A 3,329-nucleotide genomic window follows, 5' to 3' on the forward strand; every position below is an offset into this window, starting at 1 on the left:
TAATTTAATAAACTATTATCTGTACTCTTTACCTTATTTTTGATGATTTTATTTTAACTTTTTAATTATCATAACAATCACAGAAATCCCAAACACTCGCCGCCGACCCGCATCGCACAGGTACGCACTATTTTAGGCCCACCTCACGCAATACCAGAGTTTCAAAAAAACAATTTAAGCAATACAAAAAAATACCAATCTCGAATGGAGAAACGCTCTACAGCCCCCATTATCATTAAACTTAAGACCCTTAATGGTAAGTCCAGAGATGACAAGGCCACTGTCATCTAGGAAGAAAAATTGCTACTTTTAACGGAGAAACGCCCCATTCTTAAACTGATAAAAAAATTAAAATTGGCTGATACTATTCCATCAAAAAATAAAAACAGCCTGGTTAATAAAACTTAACAATATTTCCTAAAAAAGAACCGCCTTGACCCAAGCAAATTAAATAATCTATTCTTATAACCATAAAGAGGTATGCAAAAAAGACTAAAGACAATACTTACTTACGAAATCACGACTCTTGCTTAATGAAAATGGTAAGCTGATTTTGGCCGGTCGGTGTTCGTTACCTTTCGAGCCGTCTGCTCTGAGGACCCAACAAAAAAGTAAATGCAAATTTTTAGTAGACGATCCCGTCGTGACTAAAGTTCAGGCAAGGTATTTAGAGGGTATTATGGACGGAAACACAATCGCAACCAGAGGGCTTTTAGTGACCCCTGAGTTGCCGGCTTTGAATGACACCAATTCGTCTATTCGCTATCTCGAGCACGGTGCATCCAGTGCCCAAGCCACCTGGCATTGCCACAAAGAATTGGAACTGCATCTGGTGGTAGCCAGTTCTGGGCGGTTTTTTATTGGCGACTATATTGGCCGCTATGAACCCGGCCATCTGGTACTGACCGGCGCTAACCTGCCGCACATATGGATTGCGGATTCAGACTCACAAACGGAGTCGACCCCTGAACCCCTAAGGATCAAGGTCATTAATTTTGACGGCGACATGTTTGAAGCAGCGAGCCAGCATATTTCGGAACTGCGGGAGATCGTGAATATCATTCGCACGGGAGGCGCTGGCCATGAGTTTCAACCGCGCGACCTCGCGATCTACACCGATCTGTATGAACGTATTGCCAGCAGCGATGGCTTGGAAAAAATGATCGCTTTTCTGGAACTGATGAATAACTTGGTAACGGAGGAAAAGACTACTCTATCGACGGCTCGGGATTGGCAAGATTTTGCCGGCCCAACCCTGCGCGTGGTTAACAAGGCGATCGATTTTATCTTACAACATTACAACGAAAAAATTAGACTCGAAGATGTCGCCTTGCATGTCAGGCTTTCGCCGAATCGCCTGTCCAAGTACTTCTTCGAATCGACCGGCATTAAGTACATCGACTTTCTGATCAAGGTTCGAATTAGCAAGGCGTGTGAGCAATTGAAAACATCTCACAATCAAATCACCAAGATTTGTTACGACTCCGGCTTTACCAATGTCTCGAACTTTAATCGCCATTTTCTGCGCATCAAGGGTATGACCCCCAAGCAATATCGGGATCGGGCCAACCTACGACTAAGCTAGCATTGGTGGTCGGTTCGGGACAGACCTCAAGAGGTCTTGCGGTCTAACCAGAGTAGATCCTTCGCCAGCAGTTGCGCGAAGGCGTCCAGCTCGACCTCGCGGTCCGAGCGCTGGTATTGGCTGATGATTTCCTGTGGTGAAAATCCCTCGGTAAGGCGTAGTAGGTCGAACACCCAGCGATAACCAGCAGACAGACGAATGTCTCCACCGCTAAAGTACACCCGCAGAGCGGATTCATCGAAGACAAAGTACTGTTCCGGATTGACGATCAGACGAGTATCGAGGGTTAGCACCGGATCGCCACGGTGCAACTGTCGATCTAACTGCAGATTGAGCGGTGCCAGTTGACTGGCGAAGTTTTTATGCACTGCCAATAAGGCATCATCGACCAGCCCTGGTTCGGATCGAAGTCGACTAGTTAGAGCATCCAGATAGCCCAACAACCCGGCTCGAGCGTTCTCCCCCTGAGCCGGACTAAAGTCCTCCGCCCGCAGCGCCGGTCGCAAGGAATCCAGATCCGGCCGCGTCGGTGCCAGCAATTCCAACAAAAGATCCCGCAGGCGCAAACTGCAAATCGAGAACGTAAAATGCAGCGACTGCTCACTTCCAGTTGCGGCCTTATAACAACTGCCGCGCGGGAGATAGAGGATATCACCTACGGCCAACTTCAGTTGTTTGAGCGTTTTACACTGTTCGACCCGAGTCGACTGGTAGGCTTCCCCCCCAAAGGGCCTAAACTCGCTGTTAAAATCGACCTGCCAGTTATTGCTGCCGCTCACCTGGACGACAAAAGCATCCTGATCGTCATACTGCAGCGCCTGACCCTCACTGTACGAAGGTGACCAATGGGCGAGGCAGCGGGTTGGGCAGGCAAACTGACGGCTTAACTGCCGACAGAGCGTAGCAAAGAGGCCATTTTTGGTCTGTAAATTGTCTACCAGCAGTGTATGGCCCTGCTCAAAGGCTTGCCTGAGCAGGTCGGCCGTCGGCGCCTGATCGGCAAACCTGGCATCTGCTGAATCAAACTTGGCTAGGCGAATATCACCCCACTGATGTTGGTTCAACCAGCAGATATCGGCGAGTGAGAAAGACGCTTGCAGCGCAGGCACCAGGTTTGACTTTTGGGTTGGAAAACAGAAGGCGACCTGGCCAAAGACTTGCTGTAAAAAAGAGGTGATATCGGGTATCCCCAATGGATTAGGCGCGTTTGTCATAGCAAACCTCTGGTTTATTGTAGGTCATAGGCTGGGTTACTGTGCTGCCTGAGGCCTGCGAAAGGCCAGGGATGGGTCTTGCATTGCTGTTGCGATAATTCATCGCGCACTTGGAACCTACTCAACATCTGCATCTATATCTCCTGCTCTTCGCTGGTACCCGCCCTACGCATTGGCTCAAGCATAGGGATCGAGATCAAATTGGCGTTGTCCAGATGAATTTAGGCGATAGCGGGTCTAAAACAATTGGCGCTGTTAAAACTTTAGATTCACATCACAAAAATGTACGCCGGGCGGCAGGCCAAGGCTATTTCGACAGGGAACCTTGTTGCGAATTAAATCAAGTAGCGGGAGTGGCGCGGATCTGGGCTCTGAGCAAGCGTTTTACAGGGGAACTATTTTGAGCCCGCTCAGCGGCCGTGACAAGCATCAGTCATGGCCGCTGTAACAAAGCTCTATTAGCGGTCTAAAGGCTTTTAGCGCGCTTTTAGGTAGTTCAGCATGGTATCGGCATCGGACACTTCAAAGGG

General features: G+C 48.6%; 2 protein-coding genes. One reads left to right on the forward strand and one right to left on the reverse strand.

Going from position 1 to position 3,329, the window contains the following annotated elements:
• Positions 1–679: 679 nt before the first annotated feature.
• The gene (locus AC4FIC_RS09615; RefSeq protein WP_100256465.1) at positions 680–1,585 is read left to right on the forward strand and encodes an AraC family transcriptional regulator; all 906 of its coding nucleotides are present in this window, start codon (positions 680–682) and stop codon (positions 1,583–1,585) included.
• 26 nt (positions 1,586–1,611) lie between these two features.
• On the opposite strand, the gene AC4FIC_RS09620 is transcribed toward AC4FIC_RS09615, so the two are convergent.
• A complete protein-coding gene (locus AC4FIC_RS09620; protein ID WP_100256464.1) occupies positions 1,612–2,799 on the reverse strand; it encodes a JmjC domain-containing protein in 1,188 nt (395 codons plus the stop codon).
• Positions 2,800–3,329 lie beyond the last annotated feature (530 nt).

This window comes from Reinekea sp. (genome assembly GCF_982785585.1).